Genomic DNA, 18,930 nt, shown 5'->3' on the forward strand with positions numbered 1-18,930 from the left:
CTGGTCAGCGTCCGGTGCCGGCCAGTTCGCGCAGCGCCTCGACCACCAGAGCGTGGTCCTCGGTGCCGGCCAGCCCGGAGACGGCGGCCGTCCCCACCAGGCCAACCCCGCGCACCCGGACCGGCACAGCACCGCCGTGGGCGGCATACTCCTGGAAGGGCAGCTGGGTCTGGGCATTGAAGTCCTGACCCTTGGCGATGAACCGGTAGCCGACCAGCAGGGACGCAGCGTCGTAGCGGCGGACCACCGCCGCCTTGCGCCGCAGCCAGGAGTCGTTGTCGGCCGAACTCCCATCCAGCGCGGCGTGGAAGAGTTGCTGCTCGCCCCGCCAGATGTCAATCGCCACACCCAGCCCGCGTTCGAGGGCGAGATCGCGAATCCGGCTGCCGAGCCGCCAGGCGTCGGCATTGGTGAACGAGTCGAGCAGCAGATTGCGGTTCTCCGCCTCCAGGGCGGCGATCCGGTCACCCAGATCGGGGATGTCAGTGGTCATGGGCGCATCGTGGCACGGACCGGTGCGGTTTGTCGCGGGGCGCGGGTCCGGACGGTCCGCCACCGCACCCCCTATGCTCCTGGGATGGGAACTCTGCGCATCAGCATCGACGACTCCGTGCGGGTCACCGCCGACTCGGCCCGGCTGCACGTCCGGGTGAAGGGCACGTCCGCGGTCTTCGGCAATGCCGCCACCAAACAGGCCCGTGAGGTCCGCGACCTGGTCGAGGCACTGGCCGGCACCGGGCTCAGCGAGGACGCGATCGAGGTCACCGGGGTCAGCCTGACCTCCCGCAGCGGGGCGCTGGGGAAGAACCAGTCCGCGGAATACCTGCTGGCGATCACCACCGCCCCGGAACAGCTCGGGTCGGTGATCGGGGTACTCGCCGACCGCCCCTCACTCGTTCTCAGCGAACTGGAATGGGTGTACTCCTCCTTCGAGGCCAGCATTCCGGCCACCTCCCAGGCGATGGCCAAGGCCCGCCGCAAGGCCGACGCGGTCGCTGCCGCGGCCGGGCTGAGGGTCATCGGCATCGCCGCGATCAGCGACTCCTGGAACCTGCCGAGCCCGCGGTTCTCCTTCGAGGCGGCCGACGGCATGATGATGAGCGCCCGCTCGGCGAAGGCCGCCCCGGTCGAACTGGGGGTGGATTTCTCCGCCACGCAGGAGCTCTTTGTTCATCTGACGGTGGATTTCGAGATCGACACCTAGGCTGGTCGCCATGCAGCGCATCTCAACGTTGAGGGTGTCTCCACTGTGTCTGGGTGGCAACGTCTTCGGATGGACCGCCGACACCGCCATGTCCGAACGCATTCTGGACGCGTTCTGTGACGGCGGTGGCAACTTCGTCGACACCGCCGATTCCTACTCCGCCTGGGTGCCGGGCCATCCTGGTGGTGAGTCGGAGAGCGCCATTGGAGTGTGGCTGCGGCAGGGCGGCAACCGCGACCGGGTGGTGATCGCCACCAAGGCCGGCAAGCATCCCGTCCATCGTGGCCTGCGGCCGGCAAACCTGCGGATCTGCCTGGACGGCTCCCGCCGCCGGCTGGGCGTGGAGACGATCGACCTCTACTACGCCCACAAGGACGACCCTGGCGTACCGGTCGCCGAATGGGTGGGCGCCTTCGACACCATGATCAAGGCCGGGGCGATCCGCCACTACGGACTCTCCAACTTCACCGCCGAACGGGTCGCCGAGGTGATCGAGGTGGCCACCGGAGAAGGGCTGGCGCTGCCGGTAGCCCTGCAACCGCACTACAACCTGGTGCATCGCGCCGAGGTGGAGACCAGCGGCCTGGCCGAGTTGGCCCAGCAGCACCACCTGGCGGTGGTGCCCTACTACGGCCTGGCGGCCGGATTCCTCACCGGGAAGTACGCCCGCGACGAACTCATGCACGGCCCCCGCGCCGGGCAGGCGAAGACCTACGCCACCGAGCAGGGCTTCGCCACGCTGGACGCCTTGTTCGCGGTCGCCGAGGAATCGGGTGCAGACCCGGCCACCGTGGCGCTCGCCTGGCTGCGGCAGCAGCCCGGGGTGGTGGCACCGATCGCCAGCGTCAGCGACGTCGACCAACTGCCTGCGCTGCTGGCGTCGACCACATTCAAGCTGACCAGGGGCCAGGTCAACCGGCTCAGCCGCGCCTCTGCCGGCCTGTAGCGATCCGGACACCGCACAGGCCCGCTCCCCTCGACGGGGAGCGGGCCTGCATGCCGACGTCAGGCCTGGGCCTCGACGGTGCTCTCGATCTCGGTGGGCATACCGGTGTGCGCCACCGTGATCTTGCGTGGTTTGGCTTCCTCGGCGACCGGGATGATCAGGCTGAGGACGCCGTCGGAGTAGTCCGCGGCGATCCGGTCCAGGGCCACCCCGTGCCCCAGGGTCAACTGCCGGGCGAAGGTGCCTGCCGGACGCTCGTGGACCAGCCACTTCTGCTCGCCCTCGCCGGTCGGGGTCTTGCGCTCGGCCCGGATGGTGAGGGTGCGGTCCTCGACGTCGATGTCGATCGAGGACGGGTCCACACCGGGCAGGTCGATCCGGGCGATGAACGCCTCGCCCTCGCGATAGAGGTCCATCGGCATCGCAGCGGATGCGGGCGTCCGGACAACATCACCGAGCCAGCGGTCCATCTCACGGAAGGGATCGAAGGTACGTGCCATCTTTGTCACTCCTCTGGGTAGTTCTCTTAGCACTCTGCCTACATGAGTGCTAACACCTTCCAGTGTGCGTCGATTCCCGACGTTGTTCAAGAAGTTGAGTGGATCAGGCTCAGGTTGAATTCTCGGCCTCTGCTGTCGGCGGGGAAGGCGCTGGTGGGTAGGCTGCGTGGCCGTGAAGAAGGTTCCCCGCCCGCCGATCCCGCACCCGTCCGGAGCCCGGCCGCCCGTCCTCGATCCCCGGCTGCTACCCCGCCATGTCGCACTGGTGATGGACGGGAACGGCCGCTGGGCGAAAGCCCGCGGGCTGGCCCGCACCGAGGGACACGCCCGGGGCGAGGACTCCCTCTTCGATGTGATCGAGGGAGCCATCGAACTGGGCATCCCCTATCTGTCGGCCTACGCCTTCTCCACCGAGAACTGGCGGCGCTCCCCCGACGAGGTGCGCTGGCTGATGGGCTTCAACCGCGACGTCATCCACCGCCGCCGTGACCAGTTGGACGCGATGGGCGTCCGGATCCGCTGGGCGGGCCGCGTCCCCCGGCTGTGGAGGTCGGTGATCCGCGAACTGCAGGAGGCCGAGCAGCAGAGCCGGGACAACACCGTCCTCACCCTGCAGTTCTGCGTGAACTACGGTGGCCGGGCCGAGATCACCGACGCCGCCCGGGCGGTCGCCGAGGCAGCCGTGCGGGGTGAACTCGACCCGTCCCGGCTCACCGAGGCGAAGTTCCGCACCTTCCTCGACGAGCCCGAGATCCCCGATGTCGACCTGTTCGTCCGGTCATCGGGCGAACAGCGGACGTCGAACTTCCTGCTGTGGCAGTCGGCCTACGCCGAACTGGTCTTCCTCGACACGCTGTGGCCCGACTTCGACCGCCGCGACCTGTGGCGCGCGGTCGAACTCTACGTCCACCGTGACCGCCGCTACGGCGGCGCGGAACCCAACCCAGTCTGACTCAGGCGCCGGTGGAGTGCAGGCCACCGTCCACGTGGAGCATCTCACCGGTGGTGGCCGGGAACCAGTCGCTCAGCAGCGCCACCACCGCCTTGGCGGTGGGAGTGGTGTCGCGCGGATCCCAGCCGAGCGGGGCGCGCTCGGACCAGATGTCATTGAACGACTCCGCCCCCGGAATGGCCTTCTTGGCGATGGTCTCCAGCGGGCCGGCAGCCACCAGATTGCTCCGGACGCCCTCGGGACCCAGGTAACGGGCCAGGTAGCGCGAGGCGCTCTCCAGCGCGGCCTTGGAGACCCCCATCCAGTCATAGGCGGGCCAGGAGTAGCGGGCATCGAAGGTCAGACCGACCACGGACGCGGTGTCGCCGAACAGCGGCTTGCAGGCCATGGTCAGGCTGACCAGCGAATAGGCCGAGACCTGCAGCGAGGTGCCGACGTCGCCGAAACCGGTGGTGAGGAAGGCGCCGCCCAGGGCGGTCTCCGGGTTGGCGAAGGCGATCGAGTGCACCACCCCGTCAAGGTGGTCGACGTGCTCGCGAAGCCGATCGGCCAGCGTCGCCAGATGCTCGTCGTTGCTGACGTCGAGTTCGATCAGCGGGGGCATCGGGTCGAGCCGTTTGAGCACCCGCGCGGTGAGGCTCATCGCCCGTCCGAAGTTCGACACGATCACCGTCGCGCCCTCGGCCTGGGCCAACTCGGCCACCCGGTAGCCGATCGAGGTGTTCATCGTCACCCCGGCAACCAGGATGTTCTTGCCTTCCAGAATGCCCATCGTCTCTCCTTCGTTCTTCCTGTCCCTGCCCTGACCGCCGCGTGACGCCGGGCCGGGCTCCGATCGCCACCTGCTGGTCGAGCCCGCGCGGCCCCGCCCAGCCGGTGGCGGACCCTAGTGGCCCATTCCCAGCCCGCCGTCCACCGGCAGCACGGCGCCGGTGATGAACCCGGCCGCGTCCGAGGCCAGGAAGGCGACAGCAGCAGCCACCTCGTCCGGCCTGCCCAGCCGTCCGGCCGGGGTGGAGGCGGTGTACCGGGCGACCAGGTCGTCGCCGAGCACCGCTGTCATGTCGGTCTCGATGAAGCCGGGCGCCACCACGTTGGCCGTCACCCCGCGGCTACCAAGTTCCCGGCTCAGCGAGCGCGCCATGCCCACCAACCCGGCCTTGGACGCGGCGTAGTTCACCTGCCCGGGCGAGCCGTACAGCCCGACCACCGAGCCGGTGAAGATGATCCGTCCCCACCGGGCGCGAATCATCGACTTCGCCGCCCGCTTGGCGATCCGGAAGGAGCCGGTCAGGTTGACGTCGAGGACGCCGGCGAAATCCTGCTCGCTCATCCGCAGCACCAGGGTGTCCTTGGTGACGCCGGCGTTGGCGACCACCACCTCGGCCGGGCCGTTCGCCTCCTCGGCGGCCTTGAAGCCGGCCTCCACCTGCTCGGTGTCGGTGACATCGACGGCGATCCCGAGGGCACCACCGGGCGCCTCGCCGGCCCGGGAGAAGGCGGCCACCCGGTGGCCGTCGGCGACGAATCGTTCGACGATCGCACGTCCGATGCCGCGGTTGCCGCCGGTGACGATGACACTGCGTGGTTGACTCACGGGCGCCACGCTAGCGGGTGGCGGCCGGGTTGGTCGTGACCGCTCAACCCTCGACGCCGCGCCAAATCCGGTTGCAGACCGCAGCTGGAGGGAAGATCCCCCTCGATCGGCAGTCTCGAACCGGATTCGGCATCTGCCTGCGCCGGGGCTGAGCGGATCCCGGCAATGGCCAGGTGCCTAGACTGGCACTGTGAGGAGCACTGACAGGCACCACGACGCACCGGTGATCACCACCGCGCGGGTCAGCAGGTCGCTCGACACCAATGCCCGCCGCACCCGCTACCTGTGGACGATGGCCGCCCGGGTCGCCTGCTTCCTCGCGGCCTGTTTCACCCCACTGCCGTGGAACCTGCTACTGCTGGTCGCCGCAGCCGTCCTGCCGGCCATTGCCGTGATGCTGGCCAACGCGATCGACCTGCGCGCGAACCCGCCGCAGCCGCCCGCCGCGACCGGCGACCGGCCGGCACTGACCAGTCCCGGCACCCTGCCGGGTTCGGTGGTGGACGACGAGTGAGGAACCCGCTGTCCCAACCGATCGGGAGCCGGCCGACCGGCAGGGTCTGGCTGCGCTGGTTGGTCCTCGCCCTGGCCGTCGCGGGGTTGATCACGGCGTTCGTCAACCTCGGGTTCTGGCAACTCGACCGGCTCGACCAGCGCCGGGGACGCAACCAGACCGTGCTGTCCCACGAGGATGCCCCCGTCCGTGACTACACCGAGGTCTTCGGGCCGGTGATCACCGAGGCCGACCAGTGGCAGCGGGTACGAGTCAGCGGCACGTTCGACGCCGCCTTCTCCTGGATCGTGCGCTACCGGTCCAACGCAGGTCAGCAGGGCTACGAGGTCGTCACCCCGCTGCACACCACCGACGGCCAGCAGGTGCTGGTCGACCGCGGGTTCGTCGCCCGTCCTGCCGGGGAGGACTTCCCGGACGCGGCTCCGCAGCCTCCGCTAGGCGAGGTGACCGTCGTGGGCTACGTCCGGCGGAACGACGACGGCCCGCAGAACGCCATCGTGCCCAGCGAGGGCACCGTCCGGCTGGTGAGTTCGGTGGGGATCGGCCAGGTGGTGCCCTACCCGCTGCTCGACGGTTACGTCACTGTGCTCGAACTGGCCCCGGCCGCCGAGACCGGGCTGGAACCGATCCAGCCCCCGGAGCTGACCGAGGGCAACCACTTCTCCTACGCCATCCAGTGGTTCACCTTCAGCGGGATTGCCGCGATCGGCCTGGTGATCCTGATCCGCTCGGACCTGAAGGGCAAACGGCCGAAGAAGCAGGCGGCATGACGCTCCAGGCGGCCGACGGCCTGCTCGCCTGCCCGCACTGCGGCGGCAGGCTGACGGTCGGCGACCGCGTGGCCTGTCCGCGCGGGCACAATTTCGACATCGCCCGGCAGGGCTATCTCAACCTGCTCGGCGGGCCGCAGCCGAAGCATGCCGATACTCCAGCGATGGTCGCTGCCCGTCGCCGGGTGCTGTCCTCGGGAGCTTTCGACCGGATCCTGAACCTGGTCGCCGAACACAGCCGGCGGGCGCCTCGCGTCCTCGAGGTGGGATCGGGTACGGCGCAGTACCTGCGTGGTGCGCTCGGCGAGGACCCGTCCCGCTGCGGGGTGGCGTTGGACATCTCGACGGCAGCCGCGAAGGTTGCGGCCAAGGCTGATCAGCGGATTGCCGCAGTGGTCGCCGATGTCTGGGGACGGCTGCCGCTGCTCGACCACTGCGTGGACGAGGTGCTGTGCGTGTTCGCGCCGCGGAATCTGGCCGAGTTCGCCCGCATCCTCGCCCCCGGCGGACGGCTGGTGGTGCTGGCGCCGAACCCCGGCCACCTGGCGGGGCTGCGGGCCCGCTACGGCCTGCTGGGAATCGAGGCCGACAAGCAGGAACGGTTGCTCGCCTCGACCTCCGAGTTCTTCGAGCGGACGGTGACCTCCCGGCTGCTGCACTCCGTCGAACTGCCGGCCGAGCTGGCCGGCGATGTGGTGGCGATGGGACCCAACGCCTTCCATCATCCGCCCGTGCCCGAGGGTGTCATCGCCGACCAACTCGACGTCACGCTCTACGTCTTCGAACCGCTGCCACCGGCCGGCGACCTGCGCTGACCGGGCGGACGCATCCCGGCCCGGCGGCGGGGTTGGGTGAAGAATGGGCCGCATGACCTGGCCAAGCCCTGAGGCCGCGGTGTTGCTGGCGAAGCTCACCGCAGGCATCGACGAGGTGCTGCCGCAGGCGCTTCTGCTGCGCCGCGCGTTGCATCAGCATCCTGATCTCGGCGGGGCCGAGCAGCCCACCGCCGACCGGCTCCGGCGGGCGATGCCCGAGCTGGAGCCCACCCGGATCGCCGGTACCGGCTTCCTGGTCAGGACGGGGCCGGACGGGGGCCCGTCCGTGGGGCTGCGGGCCGAACTCGACGCCCTGCCGGTGGTCGAGCAGACCGGGGTGGACTGGGCTGCCAGCAATGGCGCCATGCATGCCTGCGGCCACGATGTCCACCTGGCGGCGGCCTGGGCGCTGCAGCGCGCAGCGAGTCGGCTCGACCTCCCGGCCGGCCTGGTGTCGATCTTCCAGCCCCGGGAGGAGATCCAGCCCTCCGGCGGCGAGGACGTGGTGGCCTCCGGCGTCCTGGCCGACCACGACGTCCGCGCAATGATCGGCGTGCATGTCCAGCCGCGGGTGCCCGCCGGGGTGGTCAGCACCGGCACCGGCGGGGTGAACGCGGCCGCCGACGAGTTCGACATCACCGTCCACGGCCAGCCCGGGCACGGCGCCTACCCCCACATCACCATCGACCCGATCCCGGTGCTGGCGGCGATCATCCTCGGCCTGCAGGAACTGATCGGGCGGACCATCGACCCGATCCGGCCCGCCCTGATCACCGTGGGCGAGGTGCAGGCCGGCGCCACCCACAACATCATCCCGGCCAGCGGCTCGCTGCACGGCATCATTCGCACCATGCATGACGACGACCAGCAGCACCTGCACGCGGCGATCAAGCGGCTCGCCGACCACACCGCCCGGGCCCGCGGCGCCCGCGCGGAGGTCCGGATCATCACCGGCGACCCGGTGCTCGCCAACGACGCCCGGCTCGTGCAACTCGTCGATCCGCTGCTGGCCGGCAGCGGCATGCTGCTGGCCCACGAACCCTTCCGGTCGCTCGGCGCGGACGACTTCTCGCACTACGCGAAGGTGGCGCCCAGCCTGATGACCTTCGTCGGCACCGGGCCGGGCACCACTCCCGACAGCCGCTACGAGGTGGGTCTGCACCATCCCCGCTACCTGCCCGGCGAGGACGCCGTGCGGCGCTCGGCGCTGGCCTTCGCGGCAGGTTATGTCGGCGGGGCACAACTTGCGGGTGCGCTGTAGCGCGCAGCATCACGTCGCCCATGGTCAGGCGAGGGAATATTCCCCTCCGCGGGGATTCCGGAACCGGTTTCGGCGGCCGACACGAGACGGGATCAGGCCCGCGACGACGGTGACCACTCAGGCCAGCGACACCAGATCGGCGTAGTCGGGGTTCCAGAGGTCCTCCACCCCGTCCGGCAGCAGCAGCACCCGGTCGGGGGTGAGGGCTTCGACAGCCCCCTCGTCGTGGGTGACCAGGATGACCGCGCCGGCGTAGTCGTGGATTGCCTGCAGCACCTCGCGCCGGGAGGCCGGGTCAAGGTTGTTGGTCGGCTCGTCCAGCAACAGGACATTGGCCGCCGACACCACCAGCATGGCCAGCGCCAGCCGGGTCTTCTCCCCGCCGGAGAGCACCCGGGCGGGCTTGTCGACGTCGTCGCCGGTGAACAGGAAGGAGCCCAGGATCTTGCGCACCTCGGTCTCGTTGAGCTCCGGCGAAGCGGTCACCATGTTCTCCAGCACCGTCCGCGACACGTCCAGGGTCTCGTGTTCCTGGGCGTAGTAGCCGAGCTTGAGCCCGTGGCCCGGGGCGACCTTGCCGGTGTCGGGCGGCTCCAGGCCGGCGAGGATCCGCAACAGGGTGGTCTTGCCGGCGCCGTTCAGCCCCAGCACGACCACCTTCGAGCCGCGGTCGATCGCCAGGTCGACGTCGGTGAAGACCTCCAGCGAGCCGTAGGTCTTCGACAACTCGGACGCGGTCAGCGGGGTCTTGCCGCTGGGCGCCGGCTTGGGTAGCCGGATCTTCGCCACCTTGTCGGCCACCCGCTGCTCCTCCAGCCCGGCGAGCAGCTTCTCCGCCCGCTTGGCCATGTTCTGGGCGGCGACCGCTTTGGTGGCCTTGGCGCGCATCTTGTCGGCCTGGGCGAGCAGCGCCTCAGCCTTGCGCTCGGCGTTGGCGCGCTCCCGCTTGCGGCGCTTCTCGTCGGTCTCGCGCTGCAACAGGTAGCGCTTCCAGTCCATCGCGTAGATGTCGAGTTCGGCGCGGTTGGCGTCCAGGTGGAAGACCTTGGTGACCGTCGCCTCCAGCAGCCCGACATCGTGGGAGATCACGATCAGCCCGCCGGAGTAGGTGGACAGGAAGCCCCGCAGCCAGACGATCGAATCGGCGTCCAAGTGGTTGGTGGGCTCGTCCAACAGCATGGTGTCGGCCCCGGAGAACAGGATGCGGGCCAACTCGACCCGGCGGCGCTGGCCGCCGGACAGCGTCCGCAACTGCTGGCCGAGCACCCGGTCGGGCAGACCCAGGTTCGCGGCGATCCGGGCAGCCTCCGACTCGGCAGCGTAGCCACCGGCAGCGGCGAGTTCGGCCTCGGCGCGGGCATAGGACGCCATCGCGGCCTCCTGCTCCTCACCGGCGGTCTCCGCCATCGCGATCGTGTAGCGCTGCAGCCGCCGCAGGATCTGGTCCAGCCCCCGGGCGGACAGGATTCGGTCCTTCGCCAACTGGTCGAGGTCACCGGTGCGCGGGTCCTGCGGCAGGTAGCCGAGCTGTCCCGAGCGGGTGACCTGACCGGCGGCAGGCAGCGACTCGCCCGCCAGAATGCGGGTCAGCGTGGTCTTTCCGGCACCATTGCGTCCGACCAGACCGATCTTGTCCCCTGCCGCCACCTGGAAGCTCACTGGGGACAGCAACAGCCGGGCCCCTGCCCGTACCTCGACCTCTCGCGCGACCAGCACGATCAACCATCTTCCCAGCCGGGCGGGCACCGACCAAACCGGGAGCGGGCAACGCGGGTTACTCGCCGGGTCCTGCGGCTTCCCCGGTCACCACTGCGACGTCGTCGGCCTCAGTCCCGGCACCGGGTTCGTCGCTCCCCTCCGCTTTCCGGGTCCAGTCGAAGCCGCTGTCCCGGGGAGCTTCCGTTCTCGCGTTCTGCTGCGGGATCACGAACCGCTGCAGCACCAGCAGGACGGCGGCTGCCACCGGCACTGCCACCAGGGCGCCCAGCAGGCCCAGCAGGGCAGCACCGACCATGGCGGCGATGATCGAGAGCGAACCGGGCACCGACACCTGCCGGTTCATCAGCCGGGGACTCATGATGTAGGCCTCGATCTGCATGTAGCCGAAGTAGGCAACCACGAAGATCAGGCCGGTCACCGGTGAGCCGAGCAGCGCCACCACGCCGGCGATGATCAGGAACAGCACCGAGCCGATCATCGGGATCATCGTGATGAACAGCGCCAGCACGGCCAACAGGACGGCGAAGTCGACACCGAGGACGGTCAGCAGGATGAAGGCGAACACGGCATTGCAGGCCGCCAGGATCAGCATGCCCATCACATAGCTGCCGACCGAGACGACGATCTGGTCGGCGACCTCGCCGAGCACCGGACGGGAGTAGGCCGGCAGCAGCCGTCCCAGACCGGAGCGGATCGAGCGCAGCGTGGCCAGGAAGTACAGCGTGAGGATGAACGTCATTCCCACGCCAGTCAGGCCGGACGCCACCCCGCTGCCGACCGCCAGTGCCCCACCGCCCAAGGCCAGCAGGTTGTCCGGGTTGGAGATATAGGAGCGCACCTCGTCGATCACCCGGCTGACCGCGTCCTCGGTCCCCATCAACGCCAACAGGTTGTTGAACCAGTCGGACTGCTGGATGCCCTCGATCCAGCCCGGCACCGCCTGGGCGAACCCCACCACCTGGTCGATCGCCGTCGGCAGGACGATGGCGATCAGCCCGCCGAAGACCACCGCGAACCCGGCGAAGACGATGCCGATCGCCAGCCCACGCGACAGCCCCCGGCGTTCCAGCCAGCGCACCAGCGGATCGAGCGCAAGCGCCAGGAACACTGCCACGCCGAGCGAGACCAGGACGGTGGTGAGCGACCCCAGCACCATCGCGAGGGCGTAGGCGACCAGCGCCCCGGCAGCGGCCATGAAACCCCATCGGAACGGGTGGCCCAGGTTAACCAGGAGGCGGTGCCGAGGCGCTCGCTGCGGGGTTGCCGAAAGGTTGTTCACGGCACGAGCGTAGCGGTGCGGGACAGCCCCGCCACGACCGATCCGACTGACGGCGCGGGACGTGTGCGGGGCTGTGGGCCGCCACCGCTGATCGCGGCTCGGGGCGGGTTAGGCCTTGGCCAGCGCCGCGGCCTTCAGCGCCGCGAACTCCTCGGCGGTGATCGCGCCCCCGTCCAGCAGCTGCTTGGCCTGGGCGATCTCGGACGCAGGGCCGGTCCCGGCGACCGAGCGGACGTAGTCGTCGGTCGCCGCCTTGGTCGCGGCCGCCTGCGCAGACTGCCGCTCCCCCATCCCCTTGCCGCGGACGATCAGGTAGACCAGCGCTGTCAGGAAGGGCAGGAAGATCAGGAAGAGCAGCCAGACAGCTTTCGCAATGCCGTTCAGCTCGCGGTCACGGACGAGGTCGCCGATGATCGAGAACAGTGCCATCAGGTAGGCGATGAACACGAACGCGGTCAGGAACCACCACAGGATGTTCCAGATGTTGGAGAGGAAATCGAGCATGATTGCTCCTTTCCGCGCCCGCACGGGCGCAGTCGGGCCGGCGCTGCCGGCTTGATGGTTGTCAGGCGGACCGTGCTGTGTCTCTCGCCAGGTACTTCAGAAGCAGCCATCCGGCGAGCGCGGTGATCAACCACACGATGAGGGTCGCGAGCACCCAGCTGCCGATTCCGCCGGAAATGGCGATGCCGCCGGGGAGCAGGGTAGCGACCAGCAGCGCGAGGAAGGTCGAGACCAGACCGACCAGGCTGATCCAGGACGGCGCCCACTTCTTGGCAACCGCTGCGACGATCGCCCCGAACAGCAGTTGCAGCAGGGCGAACACAACGATCCCGACAATGAAGCCCGAAGCCGAGATCACGAACCCGGGCAGGACGAGCCAGGCGGCGAGGACGCCGATAGCCGCTGTCGCAAGGAAGACGGCAGCCCGGGTGAGGAGCTTGATCATGGTGACCGCCTTTCGACGGCTGAAGAGAGAGCCAATACGGCTCAGCTGAGCCTAGGGGTGAGGCCGCGCCAGCGCAATGTAAATCTCACGCCGATCGACAGCAGAAACGGCACCGGTGCGCGGCGAGCATCCCGGCAGGCCGCCGCAGCCCCACCCCCGGTCACTCTGCGGCGGTCGGCCCTTTCGCCGGGCGGCCCCGCTTTGGTGACGGACCGGCGTCGGTGGGGTTGCGGCCGGCGGCCTTGAGTGCCTGGCGCAGCAGCATGTCGATGTGCGCGTTCAACGAGCGCAGGTCGTCGGCCGCCCAGCGTGCCAGGGCGGCGTGGACGGCCGGGTCGAGTCGAAGCAGCACCGGCTTGCGTCCAACCCGGTCGGCTGCCACCTCGTCCGCGTTCTCCGCCATGGCCTCAGGCGTACAGCGTCCCGGTGTTCACCACAGGTGTCGCCTGGGACGAACCGCACAGCACGACCAACAGGTTTGACACCATAGCGGCCTTGCGCTCCTCGTCCAGAGCGACCACATCGTCCGCCTCAAGTTGGCGCAGCGCCCCCTCGACCATGCTCACCGCACCTTCGACGATCTTCTCGCGAGCCGCGATGACTGCCGACGCCTGCTGCCGCTGCAGCATGGCGTGGGCGATCTCCGGCGCGTAGGCGAGACTCGAGATCCGGGTCTCGACGACTTCCAGGCCGGCGATCGTGATCCGTTCGGCAACTTCCTTTGCCAACTCGGCAGCAACCACGTCGGTCGAGCCGCGCAGCGACTCCTCACCCGGGCCGGCATTGTCGTAGGGATGAGACGATGCGACGTGGCGGAGCGCAGCCTCGGACTGGGTCTCGACGAACTCGGTGTAGTTCTCGACCGCGAACACGGCCTTGGCGGTGTCGGCGACCTGCCAGACGATGATCGCGGCGATGTTGATCGGGTTGCCGTCCGCATCATTGACCTTCAGCTCGTTGGTCTCGAAATTGCGAACCTTCACCGAGACCCGTTTCCCGAGCGTGAACGGTCTGATCATCGACAGGCCGGGCGTGCGTACGGTGCCGGTGTAGCGCCCGAAGAACTGCAGGACGCGGGTATCGCCCGGGCTCACGACGGTGATCGCCGTCGCCGCGACGATGCCCACCAGCAGCACCACCACGCCGCTGACGCCGAAGGCGGTTGCGTCCCGGCCGGCGGCGTCGGCGTTCCCGGCCAGCACGAACAGCCAGACCGCGGCGGCGAACAGCAGGAAGCACAGCAGCACGGAATACAGCCCGTTGGCCGTCCAGGCCTTGCTCTCCTCGATGTCGACTCTCGCACCGGCGTGCCCCACCGGGACACCGGCGGGCGCTGCGCCGACAGCGTCGTCTGTCAGTCTTCCCTCAACGTTCTCGCTGGACATCTGCGTCACCTCTCACGGAGAAATTTGATATCTAAGTGATATCACATTATCTCGTCTGGGGTTCCCCGTCCACGCCCTGCCAGCCAGGCACCGACCGCGACCAGCAACGCGAGCACGCCGATCCAGGTCACCGGCACCACCACCTGCCGGATGGCTGCGCCGTAGAAGGCATCAAGCGCTTCGCCGCCGGCCACCCCGGTGGCCTGCAGTGCCGACCGCCCGACCGCGAGGACCGCTCCGAGCAACGCCATCAGGACGGCGAGCGCGGCGCCCGTCCACACCAGCCAGCGCAACCGCTGCCCGGCGACGGCGATGCCCGCGACCAGCAGCACCGCGGACGCGACCGGTAGCCACACCCCCAGGATGTCGACGGCGCGGTAGAGAGCAGGCAGCCGGCCCAGGCCCTGCACCTCGGCGAGCGGCACAAAGACCTGGGCATCGGCAGGGATCAGGTGGGCGAAGGGAACGCCCTGGCCGACCAGCCGGCTACGAACCTGCTGCAGGACGGGACCGAGTTCGAGCGCGACGGCGTCATCGTTCAGGCTCACCACCGCTGCCGGGTCACCCCGCAGCGTGGCGTTGAGGGTGGCGTGGCTGGCCCGCAGGCTGGCCCGCCAGACGTCGGCGAAGCTGGACGAGGTCACCACCTGGTCGACGGCCGAGGTCACCACCCCGCGCAGGGCCTGCAGCGCGGTGAGCTTCAGCAGCCGCAGCGCAGCCGTGGTCGGGCGCGAGGCGCCCTGCGAGACCAGATCGTCGATCAGCGAGTCGGCGACGGCGGCGAGGTCGACCCGGGTGGCCACCGCCTCGACCACCCCCCGGGTCACGGCGTCCTGGACGCCCGGGTCGTCGGCCAGCGGGGCGAAGGCGGCGACGAAGCTGTCGGTGTCGGTCAGGATCGTGCGGGCGTACTGCGAGCCGACTGCCACCGGAGCGAGCAGCAGCCCCAGCACGACCAGGACTGCGGCAACGGGGGCACGCCACCGCGCGATCGGGGTCGTGGGCCGGGTCACATCGTCACGGCTGTTCTGCCAGGGTGATCGTGGCGTCCTGCCGATTCCCGTCCCGGACGTAGCTGACCGGGACCTCGGCACCGACATCGGCTGTGACCAGCACCCACGCGAGCGAGACGCTGGTCGCCGCCTCGCCGCGGATGGTGGTGATGATGTCCCCGGCTACCAGGCCGGCCTGCGCGGCCGGGCCGTCAGCCGTGACCGCCTGCACGAACAGCCCGGCTGAGGTGCCGAAGGCAGCTGCCGCCTGCGGCGAGACCTCGGCCGTGTCCGCGCCGATCCACGGGTGGGTTGCCCGCCCGTTGGCGACCAACTGGTCGACGATGTGCCGGGTAGTCGACGCCGGGACCGCCCAGCCGATACCCACGCTGCCACCACCACCCACACCGTCCGCGTTCGGAACGGTGGAGATCGCGGTGTTGACCCCGATCTGCAGGCCCGTGCAGGTGACCAGCGGCCCGCCGGAGTTACCCGGGTTGATGGCGGCGTCGGTCTGCACCGCACCGGTGAGGACGGTGGTGCCACCGCTCGCCTTGGGCACCGGGATGCTGCGGTTCAGGGCGCTGACGATGCCGGCCGTCACCGTCCCCGACAGCCCCAGCGGCGCACCGAGCGCGACGATCGGCTGGCCGACCTGGAGCGGCTCCTCCGGGGCGATGGTCAGCGTGGGCAGGGTGCCGTGATCGATCTTCAGCACGGCAAGGTCGGTCATCTCGTCGGTCCCGACCAGTGTGGCGGGCACCTGTTCGCCGTTGTTGAGCAGCACCTGGATGCTGCCGGAGGGGACGGCGTCGGCGATCACGTGGTCGTTGGTGACGATCAGGCCGTCCGGGGTGATGATCGAGCCGCTGCCCGAACCGCCGCCGGAGGGACCGTCCACGAAGACGGTGACCACCGCCGGGAGTGCTCGTGCTGCCAGGGCCTGGGTATCGCAGGAACCAGACGCAGGAGCGAGCCTGAGCCCGGCGAGTGCGCCCAGGCCGCCGGCGACCAGCGCGATCGCCACGGCGATGCCGATCAGGGCCGGCCAGGCCGGCCTGGGTCCGAGCGCTCCCGCAGTAGCGGCAGGGGGCTCAGGCACTGCTGGAACAGCATCATCGGGGCCGGGCGTACTCGCCCTGGTGGGGTCGGTCACAGGCTCAGCGTAGGGCGAGCGCCGCCGGCACGACAGCCTAGAGGTTGTATCCGATGGAGCGGAGCTGCTCGCGTCCCTCGTCGGTGATCCGGTCGAGAGTCCACGGCGGCAGCCACACCCAGTTGATCGCCACCCCGCTGACCAGCCCTTCCAGCGCGAGCTGGGTGTCGTACTCCAGCCGGTCGGTCAGCGGACAGGTCGGCGAGGTGAGGGTCATGTCGATGGTGGCGACGTTCTTGTCGTCGACGGTCACCCCGTAGACCAGGCCGAGGTCGACAACGTTGACCATCAACTCGGGGTCGACCACGTCCAGCATCGCCTCGAGAATCTCGTCCTCGCTGGCCCGCTTGGTGGTCACCTCGTCGGGGAAGGTGTCCTGAACCAGATCGGACGGACGAACGGTGTCACTCATGACTGCTCCTTGAGATCCACGCCGGCGGCGGCCTGCGCCACGGCGTCCTTGAAGGCCGACCAGCCCAGCAGGGCGCACTTCACCCGGGCTGGGAACTTGGCGACGCCGGCGAACGCGATCGCGTCCTCCAGGGTCTCCTCGTCAGGTTCGATCTCACCGCGGCTGTGCATCAGCTCGGTGAACTCCTCATGCAGGGCAAGGGCGTCGGTGACGCTGCGGCCGATCACCAGGTCGGACATCACCGAGGTGGACGCCTGCGAGATCGAGCAGCCCACGCCCTCGTACGACACGTCTGTCACCAGATCTCCGTCGAGGGTGACCCGGAGGGTGACCTCGTCGCCACAGGTCGGGTTCACGTGGTGGACCTGGGCACCGAAAGGCTCCCGCAGGCCGCTGTGGTGCTTCTCCCGGTAGTGCTCCAGGATGATCTCCTGGTACATCGCTTCGACGCTCATCGGTGCCCCTCGAAGAAAGTGCGGACGTAGATCAGCCCGTCGGCCAGCGCATCGATCTCGGACGGCAGGGTGTACAGGTACACCGACGCCCGGGTGGACGCCTGGATGCCGAGCCGCTCGTGCAGCGGACGGGCGCAGTGGTGGCCGCCGCGGACGGCGACCCCCCGGCTGTCCAGCAATTGCATGACGTCATGCGGGTGGATGTCCAGCCCGTCCCGGGTGGCCAGGGTGAAGGCCAGCGCTCCGCCGCGGTCCAGCGCCTCGGTCGGCCCGAGAATCCGCAACCCCTCGATCGCCAGCAGCCGCTCCAGCGCGTAGCCGGTGAGCTCGCGCTCGTGGGCGGCCACCGCGTCCATCCCGAGGCCAGCGAGGTAGTCGACCGCTGCCCCCAGGCCCACCGCCTGGGCGATCGGCGGCGTCCCGGCCTCGAACCGGCGCGGCGGCGGGGCGTAGGTCGAGCCGGTCATGGTGACCACCTCGATCATCTCGCCGCCTCCCAGGAAGGGCGGCAGCGAGGCCAGCAGCTCGTAGCGTCCCCAGAGCACGCCGATGCCAGTCGGGCCGAGCATCTTGTGACCGGTGAAGGCCAGCAGGTCGGCTCCCAGGCCGGTGACCGAGGTGGGCAGTTGCGGCACCCCCTGGGAGCCGTCGACCACCATCGTCGCGCCGACCGCGTGGGCCAGCGCCGCCACCTCGCCGACCGGGTTCACCGTGCCGAGCACATTGGAGACCCAGGCGAGCGAGACGATCCGCGTCCGCTCGTTGATCAGGCCCTCGGCCCGCGCCCGGTCGAGGTCGAGCCGACCGTCGTCGGTGATGTCAAACCAGCGCAGCGTTGCCCCGGTGCGTTGCGCGAGCAGTTGCCAGGGGACGAGGTTCGAGTGGTGCTCCATCACCGAGACGACGATCTCGTCGTCCGGCCCCAGCCCGGCGCCCAGCGTGTGGGCGGCCAGGTTCAGGGCCTCGGAGGCATTCTTGGTGAACACCACCTCGTCGGGGCTCGCCGCGCCGATGAACCCTGCCAGCTTCGCCCGGGCGTCCTCGAAGGCCTCGGTGGCCTCCGCTCCCAGGACGTGCATCGCCCGGGCCACGTTGGCGTTGTGTGCCAGGTAGTGCGTTGCCACCGCATCGACCACCTGGCGAGGCTTCTGCGAGGTGTTCGCGGAGTCGAGGTAGGCCAGCGGATACTCCCCCACCCTGCGGGCGAGGATGGGGAAGTCGTCGCGCAGGGTGGCGACGTCGAGTGCCACTGCCTCAGGCATCAGCCTTCACGGCCTTGACGAACCTGTCGTAGCCCTCGATCTCCAGGCTGTCGGCCAGCTCGGGGCCGCCCTCCTCGGCCACGCGGCCGTCCACGAAGACGTGGACGAAGTCGGGCTTGATGTAGTTCAGGATGCGGGTGTAGTGGGTGATCAGCAGCACACCCCGGTCGCCGTTCGCGGTGTACCGGTTGACGCCCTCGGAGACGATCCGCAGCGCGTCGATGTCCAGGCCGGAGTCGGTCTCGTCCAGCACCGCAAACTTCGGGTTCAGCAGTTCGAGTTGCACGATCTCGTTGCGCTTCTTCTCGCCACCGGAGAAGCCCTCGTTCAGCGAGCGGGAGGCGAAGCTGGAGTCCAGGCCGAGCTGGTCCATCGCATCGTTGACCTCCTTCACCCAGGTGCGCACCTTCGGCGCTTCGCCGGACAGCGCGGTGCGGGCGGTGCGCAGGAAGTTGGCGACCGACACCCCGGGCACCTCGACCGGGTACTGCATGGCCAGGAAGAGCCCGGCCTTGGCGCGCTGGTCCACGGTCAGCGCGGTGAGTTCGACGCCGTCGAGGGTGACCGAGCCCGAGGTGATGTGGTACTTCGGGTGGCCGGCCAGGGAGTAGGCCAGCGTGGACTTACCCGAACCGTTCGGTCCCATGATCGCGTGCACTTCGCCGGACTTCACGGTCAGGTTGACCCCCTTGAGGATCTCCTTGGGACCGTTCTCGGTCTCGACCTCGGCGTGCAGGTCGGTGATGGTCAGTGAGGACATGG

23 protein-coding genes are annotated in these 18,930 nt (G+C 69.5%); 7 read left to right on the plus strand and 16 right to left on the minus strand.

The window, feature by feature from the left end:
• Window positions 1–4: 4 nt before the first annotated feature.
• On the minus strand, window positions 5–493 hold the full coding sequence (locus VB080_RS00705; RefSeq protein WP_323416492.1) for a heme-degrading domain-containing protein: 489 nt from the start codon (window positions 491–493) through the stop codon (window positions 5–7).
• An 84-nt stretch (window positions 494–577) separates the two neighbouring features.
• Here VB080_RS00705 and VB080_RS00710 point away from each other — a divergent pair, with 84 nt between their 5' ends.
• Both VB080_RS00710 and VB080_RS00715 read left to right on the plus strand, forming a co-directional pair.
• Entirely contained in the window at window positions 578–1,204 is a 627-nt protein-coding gene (locus VB080_RS00710; RefSeq protein ID WP_323416493.1) for an SIMPL domain-containing protein, read from the plus strand.
• Window positions 1,205–1,214: 10 nt separating this feature from the next.
• The gene (locus VB080_RS00715) at window positions 1,215–2,150 is read left to right on the plus strand and encodes an aldo/keto reductase (RefSeq protein ID WP_323416494.1); all 936 of its coding nucleotides are present in this window, start codon (window positions 1,215–1,217) and stop codon (window positions 2,148–2,150) included.
• A 59-nt stretch (window positions 2,151–2,209) separates the two neighbouring features.
• On the opposite strand, the gene VB080_RS00720 is transcribed toward VB080_RS00715, so the two are convergent.
• Window positions 2,210–2,650: an Hsp20/alpha crystallin family protein gene (locus tag VB080_RS00720; RefSeq protein ID WP_323416495.1), complete on the minus strand. Its 441-nt coding sequence runs from the start codon at window positions 2,648–2,650 to the stop codon at window positions 2,210–2,212.
• Window positions 2,651–2,822: 172 nt separating this feature from the next.
• On the opposite strand from VB080_RS00720, the gene VB080_RS00725 reads away from it, so the two are divergent.
• Window positions 2,823–3,602, plus strand: a complete 780-nt coding sequence (locus tag VB080_RS00725; protein ID WP_323416496.1) for an isoprenyl transferase — start codon at window positions 2,823–2,825, stop codon at window positions 3,600–3,602.
• Between the two features lies 1 nt (window position 3,603).
• Here VB080_RS00725 and fabI read toward each other — a convergent pair whose 3' ends face one another.
• Together fabI and fabG are read right to left on the minus strand one after the other, a co-directional pair.
• Window positions 3,604–4,374, minus strand: a complete 771-nt coding sequence (fabI, locus tag VB080_RS00730) for an enoyl-ACP reductase FabI (RefSeq protein ID WP_323416497.1) — start codon at window positions 4,372–4,374, stop codon at window positions 3,604–3,606.
• Between the two features lie 114 nt (window positions 4,375–4,488).
• Window positions 4,489–5,208 (minus strand): 3-oxoacyl-ACP reductase FabG, encoded by a 720-nt coding sequence (gene fabG / locus VB080_RS00735; RefSeq protein ID WP_323416498.1) that lies wholly within the window; start codon window positions 5,206–5,208, stop codon window positions 4,489–4,491.
• 181 nt (window positions 5,209–5,389) lie between these two features.
• Between fabG and VB080_RS00740 the strand changes: the two genes are divergently transcribed.
• From VB080_RS00740 to VB080_RS00755, 4 genes are read left to right on the plus strand one after another with little or no spacing between them, the layout of a single operon-like run.
• Entirely contained in the window at window positions 5,390–5,713 is a 324-nt protein-coding gene (locus VB080_RS00740; RefSeq protein ID WP_323416499.1) for a DUF3099 domain-containing protein, read from the plus strand.
• Window positions 5,710–6,483 (plus strand): SURF1 family protein, encoded by a 774-nt coding sequence (locus VB080_RS00745; RefSeq protein WP_323416500.1) that lies wholly within the window; start codon window positions 5,710–5,712, stop codon window positions 6,481–6,483. Before VB080_RS00740 ends, VB080_RS00745 begins: the two co-directional genes overlap by 4 nt.
• Window positions 6,480–7,298 carry a putative RNA methyltransferase gene (locus VB080_RS00750; RefSeq protein ID WP_323416501.1) on the plus strand — a complete coding sequence of 273 codons (819 nt, stop codon included), beginning with the start codon at window positions 6,480–6,482 and terminating at the stop codon, window positions 7,296–7,298. Before VB080_RS00745 ends, VB080_RS00750 begins: the two co-directional genes overlap by 4 nt.
• Before the next feature lie 52 nt (window positions 7,299–7,350).
• Window positions 7,351–8,559 carry a M20 family metallopeptidase gene (locus VB080_RS00755; RefSeq protein WP_323416502.1) on the plus strand — a complete coding sequence of 403 codons (1,209 nt, stop codon included), beginning with the start codon at window positions 7,351–7,353 and terminating at the stop codon, window positions 8,557–8,559.
• 117 nt (window positions 8,560–8,676) lie between these two features.
• Here the strand turns inward: VB080_RS00755 and VB080_RS00760 are convergent, their stop codons facing one another.
• From VB080_RS00760 to sufC, 12 genes are all read right to left on the minus strand, one after another.
• The gene (locus VB080_RS00760) at window positions 8,677–10,275 is read right to left on the minus strand and encodes an ABC-F family ATP-binding cassette domain-containing protein (protein WP_323416503.1); all 1,599 of its coding nucleotides are present in this window, start codon (window positions 10,273–10,275) and stop codon (window positions 8,677–8,679) included.
• A gap of 58 nt (window positions 10,276–10,333) precedes the next feature.
• Window positions 10,334–11,473: an AI-2E family transporter gene (locus tag VB080_RS00765; protein ID WP_323416504.1), complete on the minus strand. Its 1,140-nt coding sequence runs from the start codon at window positions 11,471–11,473 to the stop codon at window positions 10,334–10,336.
• A 192-nt stretch (window positions 11,474–11,665) separates the two neighbouring features.
• Entirely contained in the window at window positions 11,666–12,061 is a 396-nt protein-coding gene (locus VB080_RS00770) for a PLDc N-terminal domain-containing protein (RefSeq protein WP_323416505.1), read from the minus strand.
• Between the two features lie 61 nt (window positions 12,062–12,122).
• Window positions 12,123–12,506 (minus strand): hypothetical protein, encoded by a 384-nt coding sequence (locus tag VB080_RS00775; protein WP_323416506.1) that lies wholly within the window; start codon window positions 12,504–12,506, stop codon window positions 12,123–12,125.
• A 160-nt stretch (window positions 12,507–12,666) separates the two neighbouring features.
• Complete coding sequence (locus VB080_RS00780) at window positions 12,667–12,909, minus strand: hypothetical protein (RefSeq protein WP_323416507.1); 243 nt, start codon at window positions 12,907–12,909, stop codon at window positions 12,667–12,669.
• A 4-nt stretch (window positions 12,910–12,913) separates the two neighbouring features.
• A complete protein-coding gene (locus tag VB080_RS00785) occupies window positions 12,914–13,891 on the minus strand; it encodes an SPFH domain-containing protein (RefSeq protein WP_323416508.1) in 978 nt (325 codons plus the stop codon).
• A 41-nt stretch (window positions 13,892–13,932) separates the two neighbouring features.
• The gene (locus VB080_RS00790; protein WP_323416509.1) at window positions 13,933–14,904 is read right to left on the minus strand and encodes a hypothetical protein; all 972 of its coding nucleotides are present in this window, start codon (window positions 14,902–14,904) and stop codon (window positions 13,933–13,935) included.
• Window positions 14,905–14,908: 4 nt separating this feature from the next.
• On the minus strand, window positions 14,909–15,985 hold the full coding sequence (locus tag VB080_RS00795) for a S1C family serine protease (protein WP_323416510.1): 1,077 nt from the start codon (window positions 15,983–15,985) through the stop codon (window positions 14,909–14,911).
• Between the two features lie 91 nt (window positions 15,986–16,076).
• Window positions 16,077–16,451: a metal-sulfur cluster assembly factor gene (locus tag VB080_RS00800; RefSeq protein ID WP_323416511.1), complete on the minus strand. Its 375-nt coding sequence runs from the start codon at window positions 16,449–16,451 to the stop codon at window positions 16,077–16,079.
• On the minus strand, window positions 16,448–16,906 hold the full coding sequence (gene sufU / locus VB080_RS00805) for a Fe-S cluster assembly sulfur transfer protein SufU (protein ID WP_323416512.1): 459 nt from the start codon (window positions 16,904–16,906) through the stop codon (window positions 16,448–16,450). The genes VB080_RS00800 and sufU overlap by 4 nt, the downstream gene beginning before the upstream one ends.
• Window positions 16,903–18,156: a cysteine desulfurase gene (locus VB080_RS00810; protein ID WP_323416607.1), complete on the minus strand. Its 1,254-nt coding sequence runs from the start codon at window positions 18,154–18,156 to the stop codon at window positions 16,903–16,905. The genes sufU and VB080_RS00810 overlap by 4 nt, the downstream gene beginning before the upstream one ends.
• A gap of 4 nt (window positions 18,157–18,160) precedes the next feature.
• Entirely contained in the window at window positions 18,161–18,928 is a 768-nt protein-coding gene (sufC, locus tag VB080_RS00815) for a Fe-S cluster assembly ATPase SufC (protein ID WP_323416513.1), read from the minus strand.
• Between the last annotated feature and the right edge of the window lie 2 nt (window positions 18,929–18,930).

This window comes from Propionicimonas sp. (assembly GCF_034927565.1).
In the GTDB taxonomy this organism is placed as follows: Bacteria; Actinomycetota; Actinomycetes; order Propionibacteriales; family Propionibacteriaceae; genus Propionicimonas.

What these genes read in the sequence shown, in the direction of transcription:
- VB080_RS00785 (WP_323416508.1), bottom strand. Translation starts at nt 13,891, where the DNA reads ATGTCCAGCGAGAACGTTGAGGGAAGACTGACAGACGACGCTGTCGGC.
- VB080_RS00765 (WP_323416504.1), bottom strand. Translation starts at nt 11,473, where the DNA reads ATGGCCGCTGCCGGGGCGCTGGTCGCCTACGCCCTCGCGATGGTGCTG.
- VB080_RS00770 (WP_323416505.1), bottom strand. Translation starts at nt 12,061, where the DNA reads ATGCTCGATTTCCTCTCCAACATCTGGAACATCCTGTGGTGGTTCCTG.
- VB080_RS00715 (WP_323416494.1), top strand. Translation starts at nt 1,215, where the DNA reads ATGCAGCGCATCTCAACGTTGAGGGTGTCTCCACTGTGTCTGGGTGGC.
- VB080_RS00780 (WP_323416507.1), bottom strand. Translation starts at nt 12,909, where the DNA reads ATGGCGGAGAACGCGGACGAGGTGGCAGCCGACCGGGTTGGACGCAAG.
- sufC (WP_323416513.1), bottom strand. Translation starts at nt 18,928, where the DNA reads ATGTCCTCACTGACCATCACCGACCTGCACGCCGAGGTCGAGACCGAG.
- VB080_RS00705 (WP_323416492.1), bottom strand. Translation starts at nt 493, where the DNA reads ATGACCACTGACATCCCCGATCTGGGTGACCGGATCGCCGCCCTGGAG.
- VB080_RS00755 (WP_323416502.1), top strand. Translation starts at nt 7,351, where the DNA reads ATGACCTGGCCAAGCCCTGAGGCCGCGGTGTTGCTGGCGAAGCTCACC.
- VB080_RS00710 (WP_323416493.1), top strand. Translation starts at nt 578, where the DNA reads ATGGGAACTCTGCGCATCAGCATCGACGACTCCGTGCGGGTCACCGCC.
- VB080_RS00775 (WP_323416506.1), bottom strand. Translation starts at nt 12,506, where the DNA reads ATGATCAAGCTCCTCACCCGGGCTGCCGTCTTCCTTGCGACAGCGGCT.
- VB080_RS00800 (WP_323416511.1), bottom strand. Translation starts at nt 16,451, where the DNA reads ATGAGTGACACCGTTCGTCCGTCCGATCTGGTTCAGGACACCTTCCCC.
- fabI (WP_323416497.1), bottom strand. Translation starts at nt 4,374, where the DNA reads ATGGGCATTCTGGAAGGCAAGAACATCCTGGTTGCCGGGGTGACGATG.
- VB080_RS00750 (WP_323416501.1), top strand. Translation starts at nt 6,480, where the DNA reads ATGACGCTCCAGGCGGCCGACGGCCTGCTCGCCTGCCCGCACTGCGGC.
- sufU (WP_323416512.1), bottom strand. Translation starts at nt 16,906, where the DNA reads ATGAGCGTCGAAGCGATGTACCAGGAGATCATCCTGGAGCACTACCGG.
- VB080_RS00720 (WP_323416495.1), bottom strand. Translation starts at nt 2,650, where the DNA reads ATGGCACGTACCTTCGATCCCTTCCGTGAGATGGACCGCTGGCTCGGT.